Genomic DNA, 22,406 nt, shown 5'->3' with positions numbered 1-22,406 from the left:
CATCAAATGGACTTTTTATTTCTTTTACGTTTTTTTGTGATAAAGTGTGTGTAATCGTTAGCCAAGTTATGTAGCACAAAATCCATAGCCCTGACCGCAGCGAAAAACGCATGCCGGTAGCCAACCGCTTTTTCTGGTGGTTGCAGAGCGACTAAAAGAAGCTCCTGCAAGCGCCTAGAAAAAGAGTGGGCGACCAAATGCTTTGTAGCGTAGGGCGGGAGTGGCTCCTAAAAAAAGAAATATAACTGCATAAAAAAACTCCACTACTTGCGCAGTGGAGTTTTTGGTTGTCATAAAATAAAACGGGCTTAGTTCACCATTACCCATTGTCCTGAGGCGATTAAGCTTTCGGCTTTTTTGTATTTCATTTCTTGTATTTGTCCGTTAGCCACGTTTTGTATGCTCACGGTATCGTTGCGATTGATTTTAGGCATATCTCTCGTAATCGTTTCGGTTATTTGTCGTTGTTGCGTTTCGCCAGCTTCGCGATTTGCAGCTTCGCTACTTACAATTTCATCTTTACTCAACTCGTAATCTTCTCGAGGAGCAACGTCAACTGCTTCCTGAATTTGTTGGTTTTCTTGAGCAGGTAAATCCCCTTTAAACAGGAATGAAATTACTTCTTTATTCACATTGTCAATCATAGCTCTAAACAAATTGAATGCTTCCAGTTTGTAAATAAGCAATGGATCTTTTTGTTCGTGAACCGCTAATTGAACCGATTGTTTCAATTCGTCCATTTTGCGCAAGTGTTTCTTCCACGCTTCATCAACAATGGCTAATGTGATGTTTTTCTCAAAATCAGCAACAAGTTGTGCACCTTGAGAATCGTAAGCCATTTTCAAATCAGTAACCACATTCAGCGATTTTATTCCATCTGTAAACGGAACTACGATACGCTCAAATTGATTGTTTTTATCTTCGTAAACACTTTTTATAATAGGGAAGGCTTCTCTGGCACTTCGCTCCGTTTTTTCGGTGTAATATTCTAATGTTGCTTTGTATACTTTTCCGGTCAATTCCATTTCGCTCAATTTTGTGAACTCACTTTCGGTAACTGGAGAGGTAATAGAGAAATAACGAATCAATTCAAATTCGTAGTTTTTGAAATTATTGGTCGCTTTGTTCTGGTCAATAATTAACTCGCACGTATCATAAAGCATGTTGGCAATATCTAATTTCAAACGCTCTCCAAACAAGGCATGGCGACGACGCTTGTACACTACTTCACGTTGGGCATTCATTACATCATCATATTCCAATAATCGCTTACGAACACCAAAATTGTTTTCTTCTACTTTTTTCTGAGCGCGCTCAATCGATTTGGTCATCATCGAGTGTTGAATCACTTCTCCCTCTTGCAAGCCCATTCTGTCCATTACTTTAGCGACTCTTTCAGAACCAAACAAACGCATTAAATTGTCTTCAAGAGAAACGTAAAACTGTGAACTTCCAGGATCCCCTTGACGTCCTGCACGACCACGCAACTGACGGTCAACACGACGGGAATCATGACGTTCTGTACCCACAATTGCTAATCCACCAGCGGCTTTTACTTCAGCAGATAATTTAATATCGGTACCACGACCAGCCATATTCGTTGCTATTGTTACCACACCAGGTTTTCCTGCTTCTTCAACGATTTGAGCTTCTTGTTTGTGCATTTTTGCATTCAATACATTGTGCGCAACACCTCTCATTTTTAACATTCGGCTTAATAATTCGGAGATCTCCACAGAGGTTGTTCCAATAAGTACTGGTCTTCCTGCTTTTGATAGTTCCGTAACATCTTCAATAACGGCATTAAATTTTTCACGAGTCGTTTTATAAATAAAATCCTCTTTGTCTAATCTTGCCATTGCTCTGTTCGTAGGAATTTCTACCACGTCTAGCTTATAGATTTGCCACAACTCACCGGCTTCAGTTACTGCAGTTCCAGTCATTCCTCCCAGTTTGTTGTACATTCTAAAGTAATTTTGTAACGTAACCGTTGCGAACGTTTGTGTAGCCGCTTCGATTTTTACATTTTCTTTAGCTTCAATGGCTTGATGCAATCCATCAGAATACCTACGGCCATCCATAATACGACCCGTTTGCTCATCAACAATCATGATTTTATTGTCCATGATTACATATTCTACATCTTTTTCAAATAAAGCATACGCTTTCAAAAGTTGTGTCAGGGTATGGATGCGTTCGCTTTTTATTCCGAAATCTTGAAACAATTTTTCTTTTTCTTCAGCTTCAGCGTCTTTATCTAATTTTTTCTTTTCGATAGCAGCGATTTCAGTTCCAATATCTGGAAGAACAAAAAAATCGGAATCTGTATCTCCAGATAAGTATTGAATACCGTTGTCTGATAATTCAACTTGATTGTTTTTTTCTTCAATAACAAAATACAAGGCTTCATCAATCTTGTGCATTTCTCTTTTGTTATCCTGCATGTATTGATTTTCTGTTTTTTGAAGTAATTGTCTAATTCCTTCCTCACTTAAAAACTTGATCAATGCTTTGTTTTTTGGTAACGCTCTGTACGCTCTTAACAATTGGAATCCACCTTCTTTAGTATTTCCCTCTTTTATTAATTTTTTAGCTTCAGATAAAAAACCGTTGGCCAGCTGGCGTTGTAACGCAACTAGATTTTCGATTTTTGGTTTTAATTCATTGAATTCATGGCGGTCACCTTGTGGAACGGGTCCAGAAATAATCAATGGCGTTCTAGCATCATCAATTAAAACCGAATCGACCTCATCGACAATGGCATAGTTGTGTTTTCTTTGTACTAAATCATTTGGCGAATGCGCCATATTGTCTCTTAAATAGTCAAAACCAAACTCATTATTCGTTCCGTAAGTAATATCAGCGTCGTATGCTTTTCTTCTTTCGTCAGAATTAGGTTGGTAATTGTCGATACACTCTACTGTCATACCATGAAATTCAAACAAAGGTGCTTTCCAAGTACTGTCTCTCTTTGCTAAATAATCATTCACGGTAACTAAATGAACCCCATTTCCGGTCAATGCATTTAAGTAAAGTGGTAAAGTGGCTACTAATGTTTTTCCCTCTCCTGTTTGCATTTCGGCTACTTTTCCTTCATGTAAAACCATTCCGCCAACTAATTGTACGTCGTAGTGAATCATGTCCCAAGTAATTTCTTTCCCTGCTGCACTCCATGAATTAGCCCAAATAGCAGTATCTCCGTCTAAAGTGATATAACTTTTTGTGGCAGATAGTTCTCGGTCTTTTGGAGTTGCCGTAACGACAATTTGTGAGTTGTCTTTGAAACGTCTTGCTGTTTCTTTGACTACAGCAAAAGCTTCAGGAAGAATTTCCATCAATGTTTTTTCTGATATATCGTAGGCTTCTTTCTCCAGTGCATCAATAGCGATGTAAAGATCTTCTCTTTTATCTATATCAAGAATTCCCTCTACTTCCTGTTTAAGAGCGGTAATTTTCGCGTCTTTTTCAGAACGATCTTGTTTTATTTTATCTTTGAAAAATGCGGTACGCGCTCTAAGTTCATCATTTGATAATGACATTAAAGGATTTTCAAAAGTTTTAATTTTGTTAAGATAAGGTTGTAATGCTTTCACATCCTTTTGTGACTTATCGCCAACAAAGACTTTGATAATACTGTTTATGAAACTCATAATATATTTTATTTCTAATTGTGTAATTCTGTAAATTTAAACCAAAAAAAAGCCTCTTTTGAGACTTTTTTATTGGTTTACTTTTTAATATTCATCCTCATTCCAAAGATAATCTTCGTCCGTAGGATAATCTGGCCATATTTCTTCCATTGATTCATATATCTCGCCTTCATCCTCTATAGATTGAAGGTTTTCTACTACTTCTAATGGAGCTCCTGCTCTAATAGCGTAGTCAATAAGTTCATCTTTGTTAGCAGGCCATGGTGCATCACTTAGATAGGATGCTAATTCTAATGTCCAATACATCTGTTGTCTATTTAGTTTTGTGCAAAAATAAATTTTTTACTGAAAAACACAAGTAAAAAATGATTTATTTTAATAAAAAGTTAAGAACGTTCGTTTTGATTGTTGATTTTTGACTCTAAATTAACGATTTTTGATTTTAATCATAATTCTGAAATCATATATCGGTACTCCTCAATTTGAAATTTTATTTCCTTGGAATCCATTTCACTTCTTCGGCGTTCAGGTCATGAGACAACTTTCGTGCCAACACAAAAAGGTAGTCAGAAAGTCGGTTTAGGTATTTAATAGCGACCTCTGCAACGGGTTCATTATGGCTTAAATGGACTGCTAAACGCTCTGCTCTGCGGCATACACAACGCGCTATATGACAATATGACACAGTGGTATGTCCACCTGGAAGTACGAAATGAGTCATTGGCGGAAGCGCCTCTTCCATAGCATCTATTTCATTTTCCAATAATTCAATGTCAGATTCTATAATTCCTAATTTTTTCAAACGAAGTTCTCCGTTTTTCTTCACTTCTTTTTCAGGTGGCGTCGCAAGAATAGCTCCTACCGTAAACAAACGATCCTGAATTTCAATAAGAATTTCTTTGTAATGCGCATGCATTTCCTGATCGCGAATTAAACCGATGTGAGAATTCAATTCGTCAACAGTTCCGTAACTTTCGATACGGGCATGGTCTTTTGGGACACGAGTTCCTCCAAAAAGGGCTGTTGTTCCTTTGTCTCCCGTTTTTGTATATACTTTCATCTACTGGGTATTTGATTTTAAAAAAACAAATTTAGGCTATTAATTTTACTATTGATGCAATAAATCGGTTCAATGAATTTTCACTTAGATTGAAATACAGATCGGGTTCAATACACTCCACTTCCATGAGGTAAAGTTCTTGGTCAATTAAAATACCGTCTACGCGAGCATATAGTAAATCTTCTTTAAAGGTATCGACTACTTTTTGTGCTTTTAGAATCAAGTCTTGACTTGGATGCACCAACGTATAGATTCCTCCAAAAAGAGATTGAACCCTAAAATCGCCATCAACCGGTTTTTTATTCACTGCATGAGAGAATTTTTTGTTGAAAAAGATAAAGGAGGTTTCACCTAATGTTTGAATCTGAGGCATGAATTCTTGCACCAGCAATTCTTTCTCTAAAGCAATCGGTGCATATTGCTTGTCTATTTCTGGACTATTTGCTACTTCAAAAACTTCTGTTAGATAGGAACCCGCGGAAAAAGCAGGTTTTATGACTGCTTTTTTCCAATGAGAAGGAATTCGTTTTGCCAGATCAAGATGGTCAGTTTTATCTATAAAAAGAGTTGGCAAAATTGCAATTCCTTGTTGCTGCATTTCCCGTAGGTAAAACTTATGTATGTTTTGCTTAATTACCTTGATAGGGTTCAGTGTTTTGATTCCTAATTTTTCTATGTGGTCCAGCCAAAGTTTAAATTCGGCTTCCTTCTCGAAATAATCCCAAGTATTGCGAAAAATTAAATAGTCAAAATCAGTCCAAATAACATTTTTATCGCTCCAAATAACAGCGGAAGATTCTATATTGTGTTGGGCGAGTGCTGGAATTATTTTTTGGTCTTCGGGATTTAAATCGGGAAGTTTTTCGCACGTGAGTAAAGCGATTTTCATTTTTGTGAGGTGTTATTTTGAATTATAAACGCAATCAGAATAGAGATTCCTTGGCTAGGATTCCTTCATTATGCCCTTTTTTTATTTGGGATTCAGTGAACTTTGTTTGCATTGGAAATCCTTTTCTAAATCCTTTGGCCTTTTGTGGGCTGTAGGTAATAGAAAAAATGGTGACGTACAGCCGGAAAAAGCTCTTGAAAAAAACTATTTGGTAGTGTCACTTTCAATTAGTCCATCTCTCAAGCGTATAATTCGGTGTGCATAAGCAGCGATTTCCTCCTCATGTGTAACCAAAATTACAGTATTTCCATTGGCGTGGATGTCTCCAAAAAGTTTCATTATTTCTAATGAAGTTTTACTATCTAAATTCCCAGTAGGTTCATCCGCAAGAATGATGGACGGTTTGTTAACCAATGCTCTAGCGATGGCCACACGCTGGCGTTGTCCTCCTGAAAGTTGGTTGGGTTGGTGATCCATTCGGTCAGAGAGATTTACTTGATCCAATACTTCGGAGGCGCGCTTGTTTCTATCTGATTTAGAAAACCCAGCATAGATCATGGGTAAAGCCACGTTGTCTAATGCAGTTGTTCTCGGTAAAAGGTTGAAAGTTTGGAAAACAAACCCAATTTCTTTGTTGCGAATTTCTGCTAATTCATCGTCTTTCATCTGGCTTACATCCTTTCCATTCAAAATATAAGTTCCGGAAGTAGGTGTGTCTAAGCACCCTAATAAATTCATTAAGGTGGACTTTCCAGATCCTGAAGGCCCCATTAATGCTACATATTCTCCTTTGTTGATCTCTAAATCAATGCCTTTAAGAACATAAACGATTTCATTTCCTAAGACAAAATCTCTTTTGATGTTAGTTATTTTTATTAGCGGGTTTGCCATTAGAATGTATGATTTTTAACCTTTGACGGTGCGCGGGTTACTATTAATTTAGATTTTAAAAGTACAAAAACTTTTGAATTACTAATAAGTAGTTGTTTTTTAAATTTGTTACAGTATGCAACTACTGAAATTTAGATCCTTTATTATTTTGTTTTTTTTAGTTGGCAAATTAAGGTCAGTTTTAAGTTTATCGATAAGTATAATGTGAATTTAAAGTTTTACATAATTCTAGTATCTATTTGTATAATTCACACTTTTATTTTTTTTATTTCACAATTATGTTAATTTTTTATATAATTTTTTGTTATTTATTGAATATAGATCAATCTTATTTACATTTGTTTAGTAATAATTAATCAAATCTTAAATTATGAAAAATACAAAATTGGCATTAGGATTAGCGGTAATCGCTATTGGATTTACATCTTGTAAAGATGAAAAAGCGGAGCAAGATGAAAAAAAAGTGGATAGCTATGTAATGTATGTAGATTCATTAGGTAATGTTGCAGCAGCAGATGCAGAAGGAAACTGGGAAGGAATAGAGGCGTCATACCAATTAAGAGCGGGAGAAGCTGAAGCGGCAATTGCTAACATGAAAGATAATGCTGATGCACAAGCACGTCTTGACGCAAGTAGAGCAAAATACGAAGCTCTGAAAGCGAAGGTAGAAGCTCAAAAAATGGAAGCACAAGCAGCTGCAGTAGTTTCTACACCTAACAATAAGCAGCAAATGAGGAATGCCTTGTTTGGTGAAGGTAAAATGGGTGAGGACATGAATTTTAGTTGGGTAAATGCAGCAAACATTCATAATGTGTACCAACAATTTATTCATACCGTTGAAAATAACAAAGATAAGTACTCACGTGAAGACTGGGATGAAATAAAATTGATGTATGAGGCATTAGACAGCAGAAAGAATACTGTTGAAAAAGAAGGGCTTTCAGCTGAAGACAATAGAAAAATTTCTGGTTTGAAAGTGAAATTTGCCCCAATGTATACTTTGAATAGAATGGGAGCTAAATCAGGAGAAATGAAAAGAGCGAAAGAATAAGGAATAATTAATTCAATTAAGGATGACAGTCAGCAATGGCTGTCATTTTTTTTTGGGTTAAACCCGAATCACAAAATGTTCTTTGGGCTGTTCTCTTCTAAAAAATACCAATCCCCACTGGAATGTATCAATAGTGACTGTAACTTGCGGGTGACTTTTAATAATTTCCCAAGCTTCTTCCATTTCTTGTGACCAGTGAATGTCATCGAATATCCAAACCGTATCGTTACTCACGGTTGAAAGTAATAATTCGAAATACTCCAATGTTGCTTTTTTAGAGTGATTTCCGTCAAAGTAAATGAGTCCAAAGTTGAAACCCGAAAACTGAAGGGAATTGAAGTAGCTACTGAATTCGGTTTTGATTGAATTTATAGTGGTAAAACCAAATTGTTTAAATTGGTTTTGGGCTTGTCTTACGGTTTCAGGGCAGCCTTCAAGAGTGATTACTTTTACTTTAGTTTTGAGATTTTGGGATCCTAAGAACAGTGCAGCAGTTGCCATTCCCAATGATGTACCAATTTCTAAAATAGATTCAGGTTGCAAATAATGTACAATTCGGTATAATAATGCTGCTCGTTTGCTACTGATTCCTGCAGTTTTAGCGATTTTGGAAATGGACCGTGTATTGGATTTGAAAACTCTGGAACCCGCACCAAAATCCGTTACCTCTATCGTATCGTTGTTTGCCAAAAGTGAATTTCGATAGTTTTCTAAAATAGTATCAACGGGTTTCACCTTTTTATCATAAAAACATTTTGTAAGCAAATGGAATACAAAGGGAGAATGCACCCCATGTTCATTTTTAGAATGCCAAAGGAAGATGAGGTATGATTTTATTTGGAATAACATAGATTTATAACACAAAGGTTCACAAAGAAACCGCGAAGATACACAGAGATTTTTATTTCACGGCGGTTTTTTGTTTTTCAGAGATTTATTGTTATCAGAAGATTGACAAAGAATCACAGCGTTTTTCGTTTGCACAGTGTTTTATTCAAAAAATAACCTTTGTAAATTTCAGTGTATTCTTAGTGTGTCTTAGCCAAAATTTTTTCATCAATTTAGGGAAACAAAACCTTTGCGAAGTAGCTTTCATAAAACTGATAATCAGAAATTGATTTTTGCGAAAGCATCATCTCAAAAATTTTAAAACTATATTTGCGCTCTTAAAATCAATAGCTATACAATTTTACGAGATGATGAACGAAGAAACAGGAGATGATAAAGGAATCACATCTGAAGAGATTAACCGCTGCATTGCCGTTCTATCGCAATTAAATAGTGACACAGATCAAATATTTGAGATTCCAAAAGACCAAAGAATGGCATTAATCAAAGCGGCAGGTCAGTTTTCTAGACCCGATCGAGAGGAGCTTTCCCGACGCAAGAAAGACGGACGATTAGTAGCCAAACGTAAAAAGGAAAAACAAGACAAAACTGCCCGTAAAGAAACCGGAATTCGGTATGCTCGTGAAGCAAGTGTTTTTGTAGCCCCAAAATTATTGGCGTATCACGAGCTTACCAATAAAGAGCAATTAGAACTGGAAACTCCCAGAAATTGCTATGTATGTAAAACTTCATTCACTAAAATGCATCACTTTTACGACACCATGTGTGCAGATTGTGGTGATTTTAATTATGCAAAACGTTTTCAAACTGCTGACGTTACAGGACAGGTTGCCGTTATTACAGGTTCCCGACTTAAAATAGGCTATCACATTACGCTGATGCTTTTGCGTGGAGGAGCAACCGTGATTGCAACGACTCGTTTTCCGGTGGATGCTGCTTTGCGTTTTTCTAAGGAACCTGATTTTATGGATTGGGGAGATCGATTAAAAATTCATGGATTGGATTTAAGACATATTCCAAGTGTCGAAATCTTTTGCAATTTTATTGAGCAAAAATACGAACGATTGGATATACTGATTAATAATGCGGCTCAAACGGTCCGGCGTCCAGCAGGATTTTATGCACATTTGATGGAAAACGAAGAACGTCAAATCGCTTCTTTGCCTAAACAAGCGCAGGAATTATTGTTAGATCATACGAATTGTTTGGAGGAATTAAAAGTGTTGACTACAGGAATTTCTTGTAATCAAAATATGCCCGTGACTTGGCATGGACCAGAACCGGGAATTGGTTTGCGGGCTTCCGCCAAGTTATCTCAGATTCCGTATTCGTTTGATAATGCATTGGTGGCGACTGAAGTTTTCCCGGAGGGAGAATTTGATGCCGATTTGCAGCAAGTCGATTTGCGGAAAACCAATAGTTGGAGGTTGAAACTAGGCCAAATCGAAACCACCGAAATGATCGAAGTACAGCTCGTTAACTCTGTTGCGCCTTTTGTATTGTGCAACCGTCTTTCGGAAGTGATGAAAAAAGACAACACGGGAAAAAAACACATCATCAACGTTTCAGCAATGGAGGGTAAGTTTCATCGTTTTTTTAAAGAAGCCCGGCATCCGCATACCAACATGGCTAAAGCGGCTCTAAATATGCTCACACACACTGCGGCAGGAGATTTGGCGAAAGCCGGAATTTTCATGAATGCGGTTGATACCGGTTGGGTGACGGATGAAGATCCAGCGGAGTTAGCCAAAAGAAAACAAGAAGAAGAAGATTTTCAACCCCCATTAGATATTGTCGATGGTGCGGCACGCGTGATGGATCCTTTATTTGACGGAATCAATACGGGAAAACATTGGTGTGGAAAGTTTTTGAAAGATTACAATCCGATTCCCTGGTAGCAGGCTCCTAACCCCTAAAAGGGAATTAAAAAAGTTATAGACTAAAAGAACCTCAGCAGAATTGGATTTTGCTGTGGTTTTTTTGTGACTACTATCGTGGGCGCAAAGTCAGAGACATTTACGCAGCTTAACCAAGAACTATTGTAAGCTTTGAAAAGCGGGCTAAACTTAAAAAAGAAGAATCGGCAATTCATGTTGACGACTGCCGTCCTTAGCGCTTGATTCAAATAAAACTAGGGTTAATGTCGAATTCTCTCGTTTTTTTTGAATTTCAATTGTAAAGTCAAAGCTGCCCCACGCGGGAGCTCCCGCATCAGTCATTTGAAACCCCGTCTTTAACTCGTCGTGTCCGTCTTCAATAATCCAGTTAAAGTTAGCCTCAAAGATTTGCCCTTTTCCGCGTACTCGAAATTTATTTTCGTCTATCCGTTCTACAGTTACTTCTTTGAAACGGTCATTAGAATATTGTTTAGGCAAAAGAATTTCTGGCTTTGCAGCCTTAACCGCTTTAGTCGTTTCCGGAATGCTTATTAAAGTATCGTTTACATCAGTAGTGTGTTCAGTTTCCTTTTTATTGCATCCGAATAGTAGAAGGGCTGATAACAAAATTGTCCATCTCATAATTGTGTTTTTTTATGTTTTGCTCATTGTTATGGGCGCAAAGTCAGAGACATTTGCGCAGCTTAACCAAGGTCTATTGCATACTTCGAAGAGCAGGTATTATGATTTAAAATACTAATACCATTAAATCTTCAGTCACTCCAGATGTCTGTTAGTAGAAACATTACTTCTTTTTAGCTACTATTCTTTTAATCGGCGTGAGATGTTTGGTTTGGAATGCTCCTTTATTTTTTCATTTTCTTTATATGAAAAATCTTTATTGACATCTTTCCAATTTCCAATATCTAAACCTTTATTTATTACTACAAACGCCATTTTAGTTTTAGTACTAGTACCACGTATGGAAATATTCAGAATTACATTTTGATCCGGGTTATATAATTAAATCAAAAACCAATGATTTTCTGATTCTTTGTTAATTAATTCAAATTCTCCTTCATTGCGAACAGAAACTTTTGGCATATTGAATTCGGGGTGTTCCTTTTTAAATTATTCTATAGCATCTTTTACTTCTTCTACAGAATAGTTTAATTGATAGATTTCTGCATAAGCATAACTACCCGCCGAAATCATATTCAATTTTTTCTCTACTTCAATAAAAAGGAATTATTCAGTATTAAAATTGTAGGTAAACTAAATAAGATTGCAGTGGTAATTACGAGTTTTTTTGTCATTATTATTGAGTGTTTCTGGTAAATGGTATTTAGGGTCTTACAAAATCTGCCCAGTCTGCCCGAAATTTTAGCTTGGTCATACAGAGATCAGGCTTTATTGCTCTCAAAAATATATAAAATAAATTACAAAACATCAAATAGATTTTTAATTAGTTCTAATTTTTCTTACTAATTTAAAAGTAGTTTTTTACAAAAAAAAACAAACCCCAACATTTTCAGCGTTACCGCTAAAAGTGTTGGGGTTGAATATTCTATATTTTCTGTTCCCCCTTCGGGGGGTAGGGGGCTTTTTTACCCCTCGATCTTCGCGCTCAGCTCAAACCATCTTTCTTCTTTGTCTTCAATTTTTTTGATGATATTTTCGAGTTCTTTGGCTTTCTTTTCAATATCGGCATCTGCTACTTTTCCATCGGCGAATAACTGCTCGATTTTAGTTTTATCTAGCTCCAGATCCTTGATTTCTCGTTCTAGTTTCTGATATTCTTTTTGCTCATTGAATGTTAAATTTCCTGTTGGGTTGTTTTGCTTCCAGTCTTTTTTCTCAGCTTTGTTTTCCTCTTTTTGAGCTACATCAGCGCTGTCTTCATAAGCTCTGAAATCAGAATAGTTTCCAGGGAAATTTTCAATAACACCTTTTCCTCTAAAAATGAATAAGTGATCTACAATTTTATCCATAAAATAACGGTCATGCGAAACCACCACCAAACATCCAGGGTAATCCAAAAGAAAACTTTCCAAAACGTTTAAGGTAACGATATCCAAATCATTTGTAGGCTCATCGAGAATCAAGAAATTCGGATTCTGAATCAAAACGGTACATAAATACAAACGCTTCAATTCACCACCACTCAATCGATCTACAAAATCATATTGTTTCTTGGCATCAAAAAGAAAACGCTCCAACAATTGCGAAGCCGAAATCATCCGTCCCTTCATCAATGGAATAAATTCTCCGTATTCCTTAATGACATCAATGACGCGTTGTCCCGGTTTTGGGTTAATACCACTTTGGGTGTAATACCCCAATTTTATTGTCTCACCAATCACTACTTTTCCTCCATCAAGCGGAATTCCTCCGGTCAATAAATTCAAAAAAGTTGATTTTCCTGTCCCATTTTTCCCTATAATTCCAATGCGTTCTCCCGGTTGAAAGTCAAAACTGAAATTATCCAAGATCACATGGTTGTCAAATTTTTTGGAGATTTTGTGAAGCTCGATAATCTTGCTTCCCATACGTTCCATGTTGATTTCAAGTTCCACTTTATTTTCGCGACGGCGACTTTGTGCTTTTTCCTTGATGTCATAAAAATCATCTTGACGCGATTTTGATTTGGTCGTTCTCGCTTTGGGCTGACGGCGCATCCATTCCAATTCCTTCACAAAAAGATTCTGCGCTTTATCGACACTTGAATTTTCGGAAGCGATGCGTTCCTCTTTTTTCTCTAAATAATAGGAGTAATTTCCTTTGTAGGAATATAATTTTCCGTTGTCGAGTTCGATGATTTCGTTACAAACGCGTTCCAAGAAGAAACGGTCGTGCGTCACCATAAACAACGTAATATTTTCTTTGGCAAAATAAGTTTCCAGCCATTCAATCATCTCTAAATCTAAGTGATTCGTAGGTTCATCTAAGATTAATAAATCGGGACGGTTGATTAAAATAATAGCTAATGATAAACGTTTTTTCTGACCACCAGAAAGATTTTTTACTTTCAGTTTAAAGTCTTCCAACTTTAATTTGAACAAAATTTGTTTGTACTGGGTTTCAAAATCCCACGCATTATGTTGGTCCATTCCGTCAAAAGCTTTTTGATACGCTTCTTCATCTTCTGGATTTTCTAATGCTTTTTCGTAGGCTTCAATAACTTTCAAGATCTCATTATCCGATGCAAAAATGCTTTCTTCAATAGTCAATTCTTCCTGTAAATTATTGTTTTGCGACAAGAAAGCCATTTTGATGCCTTTTCGCAACACCACTTGCCCGGTATCCGACTCGTCCAAGCCATTAATAATGCTCATAATAGTGGTTTTCCCCGAACCGTTTTTGGCTATAAAAGCAATTTTTTGGTCTTTGTTAATTCCAAAAGAAATGTTTTCAAAAAGTGTTCTTTCCCCAAAAGATTTGGATATATTCTCGACTGATAAGTAATTCACAAGGCTAAATTTTTGGCAAAAGTAAACTATTAAATGACTAATTGCGAATAGTTTGTTTGAATAAGGAGCTTTTCCATACGGATTGACTATGATAATTACCTAAAAATGGACTTAAATCCAGTTGGTGCAATTGCGGTGTTACATCGACTACTGGTTTTCTGACAAAATTTTCATTGGTCAAATAAAAATGCAGGCCATCTAACGTAGCGATGCCCTCTATTTGATGAAAAGGAAGTGCAATTTTGATCTTTCTTTTATTGCCAGAGAAAAAATGAGTTGTCTTGTAATCGTATAAAAGGTAAATAAAAGGCGATAAAAATCTATTGTATCCTGATAAAACAAGTAGTTGTTTTTTAGGTAAATAGGTTGCTCCAGTAATTAATCCTTTTGTGTTATAAGTCTCTTTCAACTTGGCAATGTAAGTACCTGGAATTTTTGGCACGGCATATACACTGGTTTTTTTATGCTTCCATTGCTTCGTAAACAAATAAATACTGTCATCGGAAACAATAAAAGCTTCGCAGTCAAAATCAGTAGTATTAGCAGGTTTTTTATTAAAATTAGTTTGATTGGAATAGGAAAACGAAATGGTATCAATCCTCTGAATCGGTTTTGAAAGTGCTTCCTTCTCGATTCGTAAAACACGAAGATCCTTTCTGTTTCCGCTGGCATTATTTCCAAAATCACCTATGTAAAAATAGTTATTGTCTTGCGCTATTTCCTCCCAATCTGTGTTTGATACTTTTTTGAGCGGTATTTTACTTTTAATAATACCAATCGTGTCAACGCCATAAAGAACTGTATCGGTATCGTCATTGATTGTCCAAAAGAGAGAATCACTTTGTGTTAAACCGGAAGTTTCTTTTAGAATTGCATTTAATTTTACGGAATATTTTGGCTTGATTTTTACCCAAGCGTAGTGGCAACTGCCATCATTTGTGGTAGCTTTTGGATTATAATTTTTGGAAAGAGGATCCGTACATCCTGAAATTTGAGCTTGCGCAATGCTAACGAAAATTAGCAACAATAATAGGATTGTGTTTTTAAATGCTTTAAGTAGATTAGGTTTAGTACTTCCTTTCATTTTTCAAAAATAAGCGATTTTAAAGACTAAAGAATGAAATTAGAAACAATGATTTTGGCTTAAATGGATTTGAAGCAGCGCATTTGCTTTCTAAAAAAAATGCCAAGTACAATCAAAGAAGACAATTTGTGGTAGGGAAACACTAATTAACCGTAAAAGAAGACCAATAAATGTTGTTTCTCTCGTCTTTTAAAAGGAATAAAGTCACAATAATGCTTAACTTTGGACAAAATAAGATAGTAAGCATCCCAAAAGACGCAAAAAATAGTAATGCAAATACAAATACAAAATCAAACAATTGTATTAATTACAGTAACTTGACATAGCTACTATCTAAATCAAACAAACTGTTTTTTACTTTTTTAAAAAAAATAGACAATGAATTTTAATGTCCCAGATACTTTAGAAAAAAAAGCTGTTTTTGAACAACTTGCAGCAGCTTTGAAAAAAGAAAATTTTACTATTGAAAAACAAGACATGACGAGACCTTGGGGAGGTTTTTTTGTGATTGATGAAAGTCAAGCTCCTGAATTTGCCGCTACATTTTTTCCGAATCTTAATTTGAAAGCAATTAAAATCACCAATAAGTTAAGTCCAAAGATTCTGGTAGTTGCGCCTCACAAACGTTTGTCTTGGCAATATCACTTTCGCAGGGCAGAGTTGTGGAAGATAGTTTCAGGAGTTGTAGGGGTGAAAACCAGTTTGAATGACGAAGAAGGTAAAATTCAGCAACTGATACCAGGAAATTTTATCCAACTGGAGAAAGGCGAACGACACCGTTTAATAGGTTTAGATTCTTGGGGTATAGTAGCTGAAATTTGGCAACACACAGATATTGAAAATCCTTCAGATGAGAATGATATTGTTCGATTGCAAGATGATTTTGGACGATAAATAGAAAGCGTGTATTTTATTTTCGAATTATTGTGGCTTTACATCTTAAAATCTATCTTTGAAAAATGCAATTATCGGTCATTATTCTCAACTATAACGTGCGCTATTTTCTCGAACAATGTGTTTTAAGCGTTCAAAGTGCATTGGAAGATCTTGACGGCGAGGTTATTGTAATCGATAATAATTCGCAGGATGATAGTTGCCAAATGATGAGGCAACGTTTTCCAAAAATAAAACTCATTCAAAATAAGGAAAATGTAGGTTTCTCGAAAGCAAATAATAGCGCTGTTGCTGAAGCTTGCGGTGAATACATTTGCATTCTCAATCCTGACACTGTTGTTGCCGAAGATACGTTTGTAAAAGTGTTGGCTTTTGCTAATAAACAATCTAATTTAGGAATTATAGGTTGTAAACTGATTGATGGAACTGGAAATTTTCTGCCTGAAAGCAAGCGGGGTTTTCCCACGCCTTGGGTGGCTTTTACCAAAATCACTGGATTGTACCGCCTATTTTCTAAATCACAACTTTTTGGGAGCTATTATGCGCAGCATTTAAACCAAGATCAAACTGGAAAAGTTGCAATTCTGGTGGGTGCTTTTATGTTTATGAAAAGAAGTGTGTATCTTGAAGTTGGCGGGTTTGACGAAGATTGCTTCATGTATTCCGATGATATTGATTTATCATACATGATTTCTAAAAAAGGGAAATTCAATTATTATTTCCATGAAACGACTGTTATTCACTATAAAGGCGAAAGTACGATCAAAGATGAGACCTATATGAAACGTTTTCAAGAGGCGATGAATTTCTTTTATAAAAAGCATTTTGGCTCCGATGGTTTTAGCTCCGTATTTTTTTCTATTTTTATGAAAATGGGAATCGTATTTTTTTCTTTTGTTAAAATGTTTCAAGGAAAATCCAAAGTAAAAAGCAGTCCAAACTCCTATCTTTTATTTTCAGCTAACGAAAAATTAGCATACAAACTCCGCTTTGTATTGCAAAAAAAAGTGTCATTTCACGATTTAAAAACAGAAAAAATGGTAAATTCGTCTTTTATTAAAAATAAAGACCGAGTAGAAATTATTCTGGATAACGAATTCATTTCATTTAAAGAAAGCATCGCTATTCTTGAATCTTCAAGGAATAAAGGCTTTACCTTTAAAATTATACCAAAAAAAGCTAATTTTTTAGTAGGAAGTAACAATAGTAGCGAAAGAGGTGAGGTTATTAAAATAGAGTAAAAAATTGCATTTAATGTAATTTATAATTGAAATATTTACTAATTTCGCAAACTGAAAATCAAAATCACCTTTTAGGTTAACAATATGGCAAGATTTGAATTGAAACTTCCTAAAATGGGAGAAAGCGTTGCAGAAGCAACCATTACAAATTGGTTAAAACAAGTTGGAGACAAAGTAGAAGCCGATGAAGCGGTACTTGAAATTGCTACTGATAAGGTAGACAGTGAAGTGCCAAGCGAAGTTTCGGGAATCTTAGTCGAACAATTGTTTGGAAAAGATGATTTGGTTCAAGTAGGGCAGACCATTGCAATAATTGAAACTGAAGGCGGCGACTTAGTGCCAATCGTTAAGGAAGCGGTACCTGCTGCATTCGTAGCTGAAGTTGCAAAAACTGTTGATGCAGCTAAAGAAAGTGTTGCTCCCCAAACTTCGGGACCAGTAGACTTTTCTGATTCCGAGAAATTCTTGTCGCCTTTAGTGAAAAATATAGCCAAAGAAGAAGGAGTTTCTGTTGCAGAACTAGAAGCAATTTCAGGAACTGGCAAAGAAGGAAGAGTAACTAAAAATGATATTTTAGAGTACGTAAAAAGCAGATCAAATCAGCCAGCTGTTTCCACTCCGGTTGCGGTAATTCCAAAAATAGTTGCGGCTCCAGTTGCTCAAAAAGCGGCTCCAGTATCTGTAAGTGGTGGAGACGAAATCATTGAGATGGATAGAATGCGCAAGTTAATTGCGGGTTATATGGTGGCATCCGTACAAACATCTGCACACGTGCAATCCTTTATTGAAGTGGATGTAACGAACATTGTGAGATGGAGAGAAAAAAATAAAAATGCTTTTGAAAAAAGAGAAGGGGAGAAGTTGACGTATACACCAATTTTCATGGAAGCAGTTGCAAAAGCACTAAAAGATTTCCCGGGAATGAATATTTCTGTCGATGGTGATTTCATTATCAAAAAGAAAAATATCAATCTTGGAATGGCAGCTTCATTGCCTAATGGGAACTTAATTGTTCCTGTTATTAAAAATGCAGATCAATTGAACCTAGTGGGAATGGCAAAAGCCGTAAATGATTTAGGGGGCCGTGCAAAAGCAGGAAAACTAAAACCAGACGATACGCAAGGTGGAACTTATACGGTCACGAACGTAGGTACTTTTGGAAGTGTTTTTGGTACACCAATTTTAAATCAACCACAAGTGGGAATTTTAGCATTAGGAGCTATTCGTAAAATGCCGGCAGTAATTGAAACTCCGGAAGGTGATTTCATAGGCATTCGCCAAAAAATGTTCTTATCGCACAGTTACGACCATCGCGTTGTAGATGGTGCATTAGGAGGTAGTTTTGTAAAACGCGTAGCGGAGTACTTAGAAGCTTTTGATGTAAACAGAGATGTTTAAAAATAAATAATTGCATTTTAGACCCGACTCGTTTTTATAAATTGGTCGGGTTTTTTGTTGTTGTGCTATTTTTTAGAACTTTAAAGCCCAAACTTGAAACAAAATTAAACCCAAATTTCTATATTTGTAATCACACAAAAATTAAAAATGGAACTCAAACTCAATAAACCAATTTGCTTTTTCGATCTAGAAACGACAGGAATTGATATCGGAAAAGATAGAATTGTAGAAATCTCAATATTCAAAGTTTTTCCAAACGGAAATAAAGAAAGTAAAACATGGTTAGTGAATCCAACGATTCCAATTCCGGCACAAACCACCGCTGTTCATGGAATTACCGATGAAAAAGTGGCTAATGAACCTACTTTTAATGAGCTGGCTGCGCAAGTTTACAACATGATAAAAGACAGTGATTTGGCTGGATTTAATTCGGATCGTTTTGATATTCCTTTGTTGGCGGAGGAATTATTGCGTGCTGGAGTAGATTTTGATATGAAGGGAAAAGTATCAGTAGATGTTCAGACTATTTTTCATAAAATGGAAGAACGAACGTTGTCTGCAGCTTTAAAATTTTATTGTGATAAAGGATTGGAAAATGCGCATTCTGCGGAGGCGGATACTATGGCAACTTATGAAATCCTAAAAGCACAATTGGATCGCTATCCTGAATTGGAAAATGACATGAAACTTCTTTCGGAATTTTCAACAAGAAAGAAGATTGCTGATTTTGCAGGAATGATTGCTTTTGATAAAGATAATGAAGAGATTTTTGCATTTGGAAAACACAAAGGAATTAAAGTAGATAAAATTCTGGAAACAGAGCCCGGTTATTTCAGTTGGATTCAAAACGCTGATTTTCCTTTATATACGAAAAAAGTGTTGACCGCTATCAAACTTCGAAAACTGAATAATAAATTTAGCTAATTTTGAATCCTTCCATTATTTAATTAAGTACGAAATGAAAATCATTTGCATAGGTAGAAATTACACCAATCATATCGAAGAATTGCATAACGAAAGACCTACGGAGCCCGTGGTTTTTATGAAGCCGGATTCGGCTATTTTGTTGAAACAGCATCCATTTGTGATACCTGAATTTTCACAAGAGGTGCATCATGAAATTGAAATTATTGTCAAAATTAGTAAGGTCGGTAAATACATCGAACCTAAGTTTGCTCATAAATATTATGACGAAATTAGTGTTGGAATCGATTTTACCGCCCGCGATTTGCAAGATAAGTTAAAGGCTAAAGGGTTGCCTTGGGAGAAAGCCAAAGCATTTGACGGTTCAGCAGTACTAGGTGAATTTTTGCCTAAAAGTCAATTTAGTTCATTAGAAAATATTACTTTTGAATTAACAAATAACAGTAAGACCGTTCAAATGAGTAATTCCGGTCTTATGTTATGGAAAATTGACGAGCTGATTTCGTATGTTTCGCAGTTTTTTACGTTAAAAATTGGTGATATTATCTTTACAGGAACTCCTGAAGGAGTTGCAGCAGTAAAACCCGATGACATACTAGAAGGATTTTTAGAAGGACAACAACTATTTAGAATACAAGTAAAATAATGGCTATAAATTACAACCTTTCAAAAGTGTACGCACTTTCAGACAACGATCCAGAATTTGTAAACGAAATTCTAACGTTGTTTGTTACTGAAGTTCCAGAAGATTTGCTGCAAATCAAAGAAGGAATAAAAAAGAAGGACCACAAGCATGCTTATTCTTATGCGCACAAGATAAAACCAACGCTAGATTTAATGGGTTTAAACGTGGCTTTTGAAGAGATTCTTCAAATCGAAGCATGGACCAAAGCCGAGGGAAAAAAGAAAGATATCAAAGAAACTTTTAAGAGTGTGAAAAATCAAGTAAATGACGCTATCAAAGAGATCAAAAAAGACTTTGATTTATAAGATTTGCTCGTGATCGAAATTTAACGATTGAGACAGCATGGTCAGCCTATCTATTACAATCGCTCTCAAAAGAAATTAAGAGAAGATTTTTACTATTACCTCGCTGCTAGTAAGGCAGGATTCCTCATACAAGAAGAGAAATGTGCTGCTTTAGTACGTTTCTCTTTTTGATTGAAGTGGCATGAAAATAGTAAATGTAAATGTCTAAACGCATAAATGTAAAGTTTCAAGATCACTTCAAGCTCTCTATTTTATTTAAGGTTGCGATCTTTTTAGAAAGCGAATTATTAAATAGAAAAATTGATTGTGATTGTGATTCAGTTTTTGGTTTGTAAAGTAGTAGGTATTTTCTGTTAAAAAAAGACCAAAGATGGATGGCAATACTTTTAAAAGAAAATGATAGTGTTGGGAGTATTGAATCGCTGGGAATTAGCGATTTTCGTCTGGAAAAAAAGTTAAATGTTTGTATTTCAACGTAGTGCTAATTATTTTAGTGCTGTTGATTATTGTATTTTTTATAGATGATAAAATCTTAAATTTCTAAAACTAAAACCTCAGAATTTAAAAATAAATGAAAGCAACTATAGTTACTATTGGTGACGAAATTTTAATAGGTCAAATTGTTGATACTAATTCTGGTTTTATAGCCAAATCGTTAGATAAAATTGGCGTCGAGATCAATGAAATGATTTCGATAAGTGATGATAAAACGCATATTTTAGATACGTTTGCTGCGCTACAAAATAAAGTAGATTTAGTGATTATCACGGGTGGTTTAGGTCCTACCAAAGACGATATTACAAAGAAGACATTTTGTGATTATTTTGATGATGAACTAATTGTTGATAAAGCAGTAGAGAAACACGTAGTCGAGCTTATTGAGCGGGTTATGAATAGAGCGGCATCCCAAATAAATAGAGATCAAGCACTGGTTCCTTCAAAATGTACGGTCTTGCACAATCAATTGGGGACAGCTCCTGGAATGTGGATGAAAAAAGAGAATACTGTTTTTATTTCGCTTCCCGGAGTTCCTTATGAAATGAAATATATAGTAGAGCACGAAATTATACCAAAAGTAATTCGGGAATACGAGCGTCCGTATATTATTCATAAAACTATTCTGACATACGGTCAAGGCGAAAGTCTAGTAGCGGAACGAATAGAAGATTGGGAAAATAATCTTCCAGACTATATTAAATTGGCCTATTTGCCGTCACCTGGAAGAGTTCGTTTGCGGCTTTCGGCACGGGGAACTAACAAGGAAACATTAGAAGCGGCTCTAGCAGAAAATGTAAAGTCGCTGGATCTTTTAATCAATGATATTATCGTGGGTTTTGACGATGATGAGACGCTGGAGGTTGTAGTGGGTAAAATGCTGGCAAAACAAAATAAAACACTAGCAACAGCTGAAAGTTGTACTGGAGGGAAAATCGCACAGGTTTTGACCTCTATTGCTGGCGCTTCCAGTTATTTTAAAGGGAGTGTAGTTTCCTACGGAACGGAGGTCAAAATTGATGTTTTAGGTATACCGCAAAGCCTCTTAAAGGAGCATTCTGTGGTGAGTAGTGAAGTGGTTTCGGCGATGGCTTTGAGTATTAAAAAGATGATGAAAACAGATTATGCAATTGCGACAACGGGTAATGCAGGACCATCAAAAGGGGACTCTAATGCCGAAATTGGGACGGTTTTTATTGCATTGGCTACGCCAAGCGAAATAATTGTTGAAGAATTTAATTTTGGTCAACCCCGTGAAAAAGTGATAGATAGAGCGGTAATTAAAAGTTTAGAACTGTTGCAGAAAGAAATTTTAAAAAATGTGCGTTAATAATGTTGGTTAATAGGTTTATTTTTCTTTTCTTTGCACCCTGATTTTGAATAACGATAAAAGATAAGTATAATGTCAAGAGTTTGTGACCTTACAGGTAAAAGAGCGATGGTAGGAAATAACGTTTCTCACGCTATGAACAAAACTAAGAGAAAATTTTCTGTAAACTTAGTTAAAAAGCGTTTTTATCTTCCAGAAGAAGATAGATGGATTACTCTTAGAGTAGCAGCATCTACGGTAAAAACAATTAATAAAAATGGAATCGCTGCAGTTTTGAAAAAAGCGCAGGCAGAAGGATTTATTAAATAATCCC

20 protein-coding genes are annotated in these 22,406 nt (G+C 35.8%); 10 read left to right on the top strand and 10 right to left on the bottom strand.

Annotated elements, in window-relative coordinates; genetic code table 11:
- Positions 1 to 308: 308 nt before the first annotated feature.
- From secA to BUA03_RS05270, 5 genes are all read right to left on the bottom strand, one after another.
- Positions 309 to 3,650: a preprotein translocase subunit SecA gene (secA, locus tag BUA03_RS05290; protein WP_066077986.1), complete on the bottom strand. Its 3,342-nt coding sequence runs from the start codon at positions 3,648 to 3,650 to the stop codon at positions 309 to 311.
- A gap of 84 nt (positions 3,651 to 3,734) precedes the next feature.
- Positions 3,735 to 3,956, bottom strand: a complete 222-nt coding sequence (locus BUA03_RS05285; protein WP_007138072.1) for a DUF2795 domain-containing protein — start codon at positions 3,954 to 3,956, stop codon at positions 3,735 to 3,737.
- Between the two features lie 184 nt (positions 3,957 to 4,140).
- Positions 4,141 to 4,710 (bottom strand): cob(I)yrinic acid a,c-diamide adenosyltransferase, encoded by a 570-nt coding sequence (locus BUA03_RS05280; RefSeq protein WP_066077988.1) that lies wholly within the window; start codon positions 4,708 to 4,710, stop codon positions 4,141 to 4,143.
- A 31-nt stretch (positions 4,711 to 4,741) separates the two neighbouring features.
- Positions 4,742 to 5,599: an ATP-grasp domain-containing protein gene (locus BUA03_RS05275; RefSeq protein WP_066077994.1), complete on the bottom strand. Its 858-nt coding sequence runs from the start codon at positions 5,597 to 5,599 to the stop codon at positions 4,742 to 4,744.
- A 204-nt stretch (positions 5,600 to 5,803) separates the two neighbouring features.
- Positions 5,804 to 6,490 (bottom strand): ABC transporter ATP-binding protein, encoded by a 687-nt coding sequence (locus BUA03_RS05270; protein ID WP_066077997.1) that lies wholly within the window; start codon positions 6,488 to 6,490, stop codon positions 5,804 to 5,806.
- Positions 6,491 to 6,860: 370 nt separating this feature from the next.
- Here BUA03_RS05270 and BUA03_RS05265 point away from each other — a divergent pair, with 370 nt between their 5' ends.
- Positions 6,861 to 7,541 carry a DUF6565 domain-containing protein gene (locus tag BUA03_RS05265; protein WP_066078002.1) on the top strand — a complete coding sequence of 227 codons (681 nt, stop codon included), beginning with the start codon at positions 6,861 to 6,863 and terminating at the stop codon, positions 7,539 to 7,541.
- A gap of 57 nt (positions 7,542 to 7,598) precedes the next feature.
- Here BUA03_RS05265 and BUA03_RS05260 read toward each other — a convergent pair whose 3' ends face one another.
- Complete coding sequence (locus tag BUA03_RS05260; RefSeq protein ID WP_066078005.1) at positions 7,599 to 8,390, bottom strand: O-methyltransferase; 792 nt, start codon at positions 8,388 to 8,390, stop codon at positions 7,599 to 7,601.
- A gap of 350 nt (positions 8,391 to 8,740) precedes the next feature.
- On the opposite strand from BUA03_RS05260, the gene BUA03_RS05255 reads away from it, so the two are divergent.
- Positions 8,741 to 10,288: an SDR family NAD(P)-dependent oxidoreductase gene (locus BUA03_RS05255; RefSeq protein WP_139255615.1), complete on the top strand. Its 1,548-nt coding sequence runs from the start codon at positions 8,741 to 8,743 to the stop codon at positions 10,286 to 10,288.
- 168 nt (positions 10,289 to 10,456) lie between these two features.
- Here BUA03_RS05255 and BUA03_RS05250 read toward each other — a convergent pair whose 3' ends face one another.
- The 4 genes from BUA03_RS05250 to BUA03_RS05240 all read right to left on the bottom strand — a co-directional run bounded on the left by BUA03_RS05250 (position 10,457) and on the right by BUA03_RS05240 (position 14,821).
- Positions 10,457 to 10,909, bottom strand: a complete 453-nt coding sequence (locus BUA03_RS05250) for a Gmad2 immunoglobulin-like domain-containing protein (protein WP_066078016.1) — start codon at positions 10,907 to 10,909, stop codon at positions 10,457 to 10,459.
- Positions 10,910 to 11,089: 180 nt separating this feature from the next.
- Positions 11,090 to 11,224 (bottom strand): hypothetical protein, encoded by a 135-nt coding sequence (locus BUA03_RS17055; protein ID WP_262489199.1) that lies wholly within the window; start codon positions 11,222 to 11,224, stop codon positions 11,090 to 11,092.
- A 650-nt stretch (positions 11,225 to 11,874) separates the two neighbouring features.
- A complete protein-coding gene (gene abc-f, locus BUA03_RS05245; protein ID WP_066078022.1) occupies positions 11,875 to 13,737 on the bottom strand; it encodes a ribosomal protection-like ABC-F family protein in 1,863 nt (620 codons plus the stop codon).
- A gap of 37 nt (positions 13,738 to 13,774) precedes the next feature.
- Positions 13,775 to 14,821 (bottom strand): T9SS C-terminal target domain-containing protein, encoded by a 1,047-nt coding sequence (locus BUA03_RS05240; RefSeq protein ID WP_245792562.1) that lies wholly within the window; start codon positions 14,819 to 14,821, stop codon positions 13,775 to 13,777.
- A 378-nt stretch (positions 14,822 to 15,199) separates the two neighbouring features.
- Here BUA03_RS05240 and BUA03_RS05235 point away from each other — a divergent pair, with 378 nt between their 5' ends.
- The 8 genes from BUA03_RS05235 to rpmB all read left to right on the top strand — a co-directional run bounded on the left by BUA03_RS05235 (position 15,200) and on the right by rpmB (position 22,402).
- Entirely contained in the window at positions 15,200 to 15,715 is a 516-nt protein-coding gene (locus tag BUA03_RS05235) for a cupin domain-containing protein (protein WP_066078025.1), read from the top strand.
- A gap of 65 nt (positions 15,716 to 15,780) precedes the next feature.
- Positions 15,781 to 16,956 carry a glycosyltransferase family 2 protein gene (locus BUA03_RS05230; protein WP_066078028.1) on the top strand — a complete coding sequence of 392 codons (1,176 nt, stop codon included), beginning with the start codon at positions 15,781 to 15,783 and terminating at the stop codon, positions 16,954 to 16,956.
- 84 nt (positions 16,957 to 17,040) lie between these two features.
- Positions 17,041 to 18,354 carry a dihydrolipoamide acetyltransferase family protein gene (locus BUA03_RS05225; protein WP_066078033.1) on the top strand — a complete coding sequence of 438 codons (1,314 nt, stop codon included), beginning with the start codon at positions 17,041 to 17,043 and terminating at the stop codon, positions 18,352 to 18,354.
- Between the two features lie 147 nt (positions 18,355 to 18,501).
- Positions 18,502 to 19,278 carry a 3'-5' exonuclease gene (locus tag BUA03_RS05220; protein ID WP_066078036.1) on the top strand — a complete coding sequence of 259 codons (777 nt, stop codon included), beginning with the start codon at positions 18,502 to 18,504 and terminating at the stop codon, positions 19,276 to 19,278.
- 34 nt (positions 19,279 to 19,312) lie between these two features.
- Entirely contained in the window at positions 19,313 to 19,924 is a 612-nt protein-coding gene (locus BUA03_RS05215; protein ID WP_066078038.1) for a fumarylacetoacetate hydrolase family protein, read from the top strand.
- Complete coding sequence (locus BUA03_RS05210; protein ID WP_066078040.1) at positions 19,924 to 20,268, top strand: Hpt domain-containing protein; 345 nt, start codon at positions 19,924 to 19,926, stop codon at positions 20,266 to 20,268. The genes BUA03_RS05215 and BUA03_RS05210 overlap by 1 nt, the downstream gene beginning before the upstream one ends.
- Before the next feature lie 571 nt (positions 20,269 to 20,839).
- Positions 20,840 to 22,093 (top strand): CinA family nicotinamide mononucleotide deamidase-related protein, encoded by a 1,254-nt coding sequence (locus BUA03_RS05205; protein ID WP_066078043.1) that lies wholly within the window; start codon positions 20,840 to 20,842, stop codon positions 22,091 to 22,093.
- Between the two features lie 72 nt (positions 22,094 to 22,165).
- On the top strand, positions 22,166 to 22,402 hold the full coding sequence (gene rpmB / locus BUA03_RS05200; RefSeq protein WP_066078045.1) for a 50S ribosomal protein L28: 237 nt from the start codon (positions 22,166 to 22,168) through the stop codon (positions 22,400 to 22,402).
- The last annotated feature ends 4 nt before the right edge of the window (positions 22,403 to 22,406 follow it).

The organism is Flavobacterium fryxellicola, from assembly GCF_900143245.1.
GTDB classification, from domain to species: Bacteria; Bacteroidota; Bacteroidia; order Flavobacteriales; family Flavobacteriaceae; genus Flavobacterium; species Flavobacterium fryxellicola.
This window is presented reverse-complemented; position numbering and strand designations above follow the sequence as displayed.